This is a genomic window from Neobacillus cucumis, from assembly GCF_023715505.1.
On the sequence record NZ_JAMBOH010000027.1, the window covers coordinates 61,540 to 67,539 of the forward strand.

5 protein-coding genes and 2 riboswitches are annotated in these 6,000 nt (G+C 41.0%); all 5 genes read right to left on the bottom strand.

Annotated elements, in window-relative coordinates:
• Positions 1–263 precede the first annotated feature (263 nt).
• Positions 264–449 (bottom strand): hypothetical protein, encoded by a 186-nt coding sequence (locus M3226_RS25295; RefSeq protein ID WP_251571409.1) that lies wholly within the window; start codon positions 447–449, stop codon positions 264–266.
• Between the two features lie 771 nt (positions 450–1,220).
• Positions 1,221–2,429 carry a M20 family metallopeptidase gene (locus M3226_RS25300; RefSeq protein WP_251571410.1) on the bottom strand — a complete coding sequence of 403 codons (1,209 nt, stop codon included), beginning with the start codon at positions 2,427–2,429 and terminating at the stop codon, positions 1,221–1,223.
• 98 nt (positions 2,430–2,527) lie between these two features.
• Positions 2,528–3,370, bottom strand: coding sequence for a MetQ/NlpA family ABC transporter substrate-binding protein (locus M3226_RS25305; protein ID WP_251571411.1), 843 nt, complete (start codon positions 3,368–3,370; stop codon positions 2,528–2,530).
• Positions 3,371–3,386: 16 nt separating this feature from the next.
• Complete coding sequence (locus M3226_RS25310) at positions 3,387–4,037, bottom strand: methionine ABC transporter permease (protein ID WP_251571412.1); 651 nt, start codon at positions 4,035–4,037, stop codon at positions 3,387–3,389.
• Positions 4,027–5,058 (bottom strand): methionine ABC transporter ATP-binding protein, encoded by a 1,032-nt coding sequence (locus M3226_RS25315; RefSeq protein WP_251571413.1) that lies wholly within the window; start codon positions 5,056–5,058, stop codon positions 4,027–4,029. Before M3226_RS25315 ends, M3226_RS25310 begins: the two co-directional genes overlap by 11 nt.
• Before the next feature lie 148 nt (positions 5,059–5,206).
• Positions 5,207–5,309: riboswitch (SAM riboswitch) on the bottom strand.
• Positions 5,310–5,382: 73 nt separating this feature from the next.
• Positions 5,383–5,485: riboswitch (SAM riboswitch) on the bottom strand.
• Between the last annotated feature and the right edge of the window lie 515 nt (positions 5,486–6,000).

The window sequence follows — 6,000 nt, forward strand, 5'->3', positions numbered from 1 at the left end:
TGGGAGGCTCCGAAAATTATCTAATATGTTAAGACTTTATTAAGAATTAAAAGCTATTATCAAGACAAGCTTTTTCTTACCCCCTTTTATATTATAAATGGATGCCCTCAAGGATTGTTTATGAACAGTCCTGAGGGCTATTTTTGGGGGTGATCATTGGAGTAAAGTTCTCGTGGTTGCTACTAACCTAACCTCACCAAAAGCCATAAGAACAAGCCAATTTTTTTCAAAAACAAGGAACAATAAATAGAATAGCTTCCCTTTTACTTAGAGAACAAGCTTTTTACACCCTTATAAATTAAGACCAGTGAGAAGACAAGGACAGTTAAAATGCCAAGGATATCTGTTACCGGTGAAATGCTTTCAAGAAATGAGCCAGTTAACGGAACTTTAATAAGTGCAAAACCAGACAAAATTGTAGCAAGAAACAAGAAAATCCGATTATCCATTTGGTCAACCTCCTTACTGTGTGATTAATAAATGATATGTGCTTGAGATTACAAATATGACGTTAAAGTAACAAAAATATTACGAAAAATTGTCAAAACTAAAATTGACGTATAGTTAGCATTTAAATTTGCGGAGTTGTTAAAAAATAACAGACTGGATAATTAGTGACGAATTAAAAAGTAAACAGAAAACTGCAATTGACGGCTGTCCGTTATCCTTTCAATTTGATTTTTAGGGGAAGCGTGGGGACGGTTCTCGTGCTTCTTTTTATGAAGTATAAAACAATGGATTCCTGGGATATAGCATAACTAGGTGGAATCCTATTAATTTTAATTGGTTATTGGCTACCCAGATGGTTCATTTCCTTGGCCGCCGGTCGTCAATAAGGCCTATTGTCTCCCCAGATGGTTCATTTCCTTGGCCGCCGGTCGTCAATAAGGCCTATTGTCTCCCCAGATGGTTTAGTTTCTTGGCCGCCGGTCGTCAATAAGGCCTATTGTCTCCCCAGATGGTTTAGTTTCTTGGCCGCCGGTCGTCAATAAGGCCTATTGTCTCCCCAGATGGTTTAGTTTCTTGGTCGCCGGTCGTTAATAAGGCCTATTGACTACCTTGATGGATCATTTTGTTGGTTGCTGGTCGTCAATAGATTAACTTATTTTATCCTCAAAAACGAATCTATTTGTATTTATTCGACGCAGCAAGGGGACGGATCTCGTGCTTCTGAAGCACGAGATCCGTCCCCTTGTTTCTACCCTTGTTTCCCCTTGTTTCTATGCTTCTAGAGCTTTTCTTTCTTTGAATTCTGCTTTAATTTCCGCCAATGTATCGGTCTCTGTTATCAGATGTAATGCTGTTAATGCTAATGCTTTTGCACCAGTGAGAAGTCCGTGATCGCCTGTTGGAGAAGCGGCTGCTTCTTTGAACGGGACGGTATGTGGGACAATCTCGTCTGCACCAATCTTAATATAGGGATGGATGGTAGGAACAACTTGGCTAATATTCCCGGCGTCTGTGGAGCCAATGCCTTTGTCATCCACCGCTATTGTTTCACCCAATTCTTCGACGACCTCCTTGAATACAGCATCAAAATGTTTATTTAATAGAAGATTATCGACTTCATTTTGAAAAGCGATGATGTTTACCTTTGCGCCTGTGGCTAAAGCGGCCGCTTCGGCTACAGCTTTAACCTTACGTGTTACTTCATTCAATCTTGTTCTAGTAGCAGCTCGAATATAGAATCTAGCTTTGGCGTATTCAGGGATAATATTTGGTGCATCACCGCCATGTGTGATGATGCCGTGGATGCGGACATCATCTGGGAGCTGCTGTCTTAAAGCATTGATTCCACTAAAGAGCTGTAAAACAGCATCCAAGGCATTGATTCCTTCATGCGGGGAAGCTGCTGCATGGGCCGGTTTTCCAATATACTCAAAGTCGAGCGGATCCACAGCAAGCGATGTAGTCGTCAGTCTTGTTTGACCGTGCGGATGAACCATAAGGGCGGCGTCAATACCTTCTACTAATCCATGTTTGACAAAGCTTCCTTTTGCACTGCCGTTTGGACCGCCTTCTTCAGCGGGTGTACCGAAAACAACGGCTTCGCCACCGGTTTCTTCTAACACCTTACTTAAGGCAATCGCTGCTGCTACACTGGTCGTTCCAATAATATTATGGCCGCATCCATGCCCCAATCCTGGCAGGGCGTCATATTCGGCAAGGAAGGCGATGGAAGGACCAGGCTTGGATGACTTTTTTCGAGCAATAAAGGAAGTTTCATGTCCGGCAACGGCCTTTTTAACCTCAAATCCCTCTTTTTCAAGAATGTCCGTTAATAGGGCAGATGCAAAAAATTCCTCATTACCGATTTCCGGCTTTTCATGAATTTGGTGGCTTGTGGAAAGATAGAGCTCCTTATTGCTTTCTACATTTTTTATGATTTCTTCTTTTAATGCTGTGAATGATTGCACAGATACTGTCATGGTGTTTCTCCTCCATTTTTAAGAGGTTCCTGCTACTCGAGCAAAAACCTCTTAAGATGTTAGTTAGTAGAGATGTAATTTTTTACAAAACGTTCATCTTACCAACCGATATTTTTTAAAGGAACAAATGTTGGAATTAAATTGCCATCGTATTCTTTGTCAATAAATTTGGCTGTGTCCTCTTCTTGGAAAAGTTCTGCAATTCGCTTAAGGGTCTTGTTGTTTTTGTCTTTTGCATTTACGGCAATAATATTGATGTATGGTGTAGCCGTTTTACTTTCATGGAAAATGGCATCTTTTAACGGCTTAAGACCAGCATCATTTGCAACACCATTATTGATGACAGAAGCGGCCACATCTGGCAATACGCGTGGCGTTTGGGCTGGAGCCACTTGAACAAATTTAATATTTTTTGGATTTTCTGTTACTTGGTCAATAGAGCCATTTGGGTCAAAGTCTTTAGCTAACTTAATTAGACCTGCTGTTTGAAGAAGCAGTAATGCACGGCCTTGGTTAGACGCGTCATTTGGTACAGCAATTTTGGCACCCTTTGGAATATCCTTTACATCTTTATATTTGTCAGAGTATATTCCCATTGGAGCAAGAACAGTTGTTGCAATTGGTACAAGATCTAGTTTGTGTTCTTTAATGAAGACATCGAAATAGGCAACTGTCTGGAATGCATTCGCATCAAGCTCGCCTTCTGCAAGAGCTGTGTTTGGAGCGACATAATCTGAGAATTTTACGATTTCAATATTGATGCCCTCTTTCTTGGCTTTCTTGGCTACATAGTCCCACTGACGCGTATCTGTTCCGCTAATTCCAACCTTGACTGTGACGGACTCTTTACCTGAAGCTTTTTTGTCCCCTGATTGACTAGAGCATCCGGCTCCCAATACGGCTAATGCCAAAATAATGATGGTGAATAAAAGTTTTTTCATGTTGTTTTCCTCCTAGTTATCTACGTCTTAATTTTTTTGCTAATATATTGCCTAATGACTGTAATCCTTGAACAATTACAATCAGAATGACTACGGTTATGATCATCGTGATCGTATCAAAACGCTGGTAACCATATGTTATGGCTAGATCGCCGATTCCGCCGCCGCCGACTGTGCCAGCCATTGCGGTTGCACCGACAAGCCCGATGGTGGCAATGGTGAGCGAGAGAACGAGGGATCCGAGTGCCTCTGGAACAAGAAACTTCGTAATAATTTGCCACGGTGTTGCACCCATGGCCTCTGCGGCTTCAATGACACCAGGATCGACTTCTAACAAGGAATTCTCTACTAATCTGGCAATGTAGGGACCTGCATAGAAGACGAGAGGTACAATGGCGGCTGCCGTTCCGATGGACGTTCCGACAATCAATCGTGTTACCGGAATGATCGCCACTAATAAAATAATGAACGGTACGGATCGGAAAATATTAATAATCCCACTTAAAATCGAGAAGAAGGGGATATTTTCAAGGATGTGGCCTTTCCTAGTGACAACTAGGAAAATTCCAAGCGGTAATCCAAGGATGGCTGAAAATACTAGCGAAAAGGCGACCATCTGGACGGTTTCAACTAAAGCTGTAATGATTTGATCTGAACTAACTAGCATGTGCTTTCACTTCCTTCACACTGATGTTCTTCTCGTTGATATACGTTAGTGCCCGAATAACTTCTTTGTCAGCCCCCTGGAATTCCACGATTAAGTTTCCAAATGGGGTACCTTGAAGTTCGGTAATGTTGCCAAATAAGACATTGATATGGATATCAAATTGCTTAGCAAGCTCGGAAAGCAGCGGCTGACCGGCCGAAGTGCCGACAAAATTGATTCGAAAAACCTTATTCATCCCTTCGTGTTTTTCAATGACTTTTATGATTGAATCTGGAAGCTGATCGTTCATGACAGTGCTGACAAAGTTCTTTGCTGTTTGTGTCTTCGGTGTTGAGAAGACGTCAAATACTGTACCCTCTTCAACAATTTTTCCCGCTTCCATGACTGCGACCCGATCGCAGATTTCTCTGATAACCGCCATTTCGTGAGTGATGAGGAGAATGGTAATGTTGTATTCCTGATTAATCTTTTTCAAAAGCTGTAAAATCGAGCTCGTTGTTTGCGGGTCGAGAGCTGATGTAGCTTCATCACAAAGGAGAATGGATGGCTGGGTTGCCAGCGCCCTTGCAATCCCAATTCTTTGCTTTTGTCCTCCGGAAAGCTGGTCAGGATAATAGTCGGCTTTGTCAGCTAAGCCAACAAATTCTAATAGTTCCTGAACCCGCTCTTTGATAATTGCCTTAGGATGCTTATCAAGCATGAGGGGCATTGCCACGTTTGCAAAGACTGTTTTAGAGTTTAATAGATTAAAATGTTGGAAGACCATCCCGATGTTTTTCTTAATCTTCCGGACTTCTTTTACAGAAAGAGCGGTGAGGTCATGACCATCGACAATTACTTTTCCGGATGTCGGACGCTCCAGTAAGTTTACACAGCGGATTAGTGAGCTTTTACCCGCACCACTGAATCCAATGACACCGAATATCTCCCCTTTATTTATTTTCAAATCAATTCCATTCAACGCGGCCACCTGTTGGCCGCTACTTTCATAAATCTTCTTCAGATTCTGAAACTCAATCATGTTGTCAATCTCCTTTGTGGGAAGTATCCCTTTATGTAAAACTTCAAGCAGTGGGTGATAAAGCCTTTCTCGATAAGAATATTATTTAATAAATAAAAACCCTCTTCAAAAATAAGAAGAGGGCGAATGAAAATAATTGGAGATCCTCTTCTTATCTTTCAAGTCACACTTGCTGGAATTGGCACAGAATCAGAATGATTTCCGCTGCCGAGGTTTCATAGGGCCAGTCCCTCCGCCTCTCTCGATAAGAATATTATTAAATTAAAAATAAAAAACCCTCTTCAAAGATAAGAAGAGGGCGAATGAAAATAATTGGGGATCCTCTTCTTATCTTTCAAGTCACACTTGCTGGAATTGGCACAGAATCAGAATGATTTCCGCTGCCGAGGTTTCGTAGGGCCAGTCCCTCCACCTCTCTGGATAAGAAAGTTTTTAATTTATTCATTTTTTTAACTTGTTTATTAATTTATCGTAATATAGTAAAAATGTCTAGGACTTTTTTTAAAAAAATTTTTGGTGCTTGTTTTGACATAGTGAATTAATCATGGCAACCAATCAAAAAGGAGTAGCGGGAGACTGACCCCGCCACGCCAAAAACATTCTAAATTCCTAACAGATGCTAAATCTCTATATCGGTTACCTGCGTCTATGTAACTGACGGAAAGGAAGAAGGCATGCTTATTAGGGTATGGCCTTTTTTTCTTAAAAAATTCCAGAAAGGGGAGTTCAATCTTTCATTCAACGTGATTCATAATTTCACCTACTATTTAAACTTTTTTGTCAATGACCAACTACAAAAGAATTCAAAATTATTTACTCAACTTTCGCAGACTGAAATAGGCAGGTATGCCTTGATATAGTTAGGCAAGCCCGCGATCCATTGCTGTAGTTGACTTTTAATTAACTTTTGAATCTTTTTGTTACTCTCTTTAAGGGTATCTT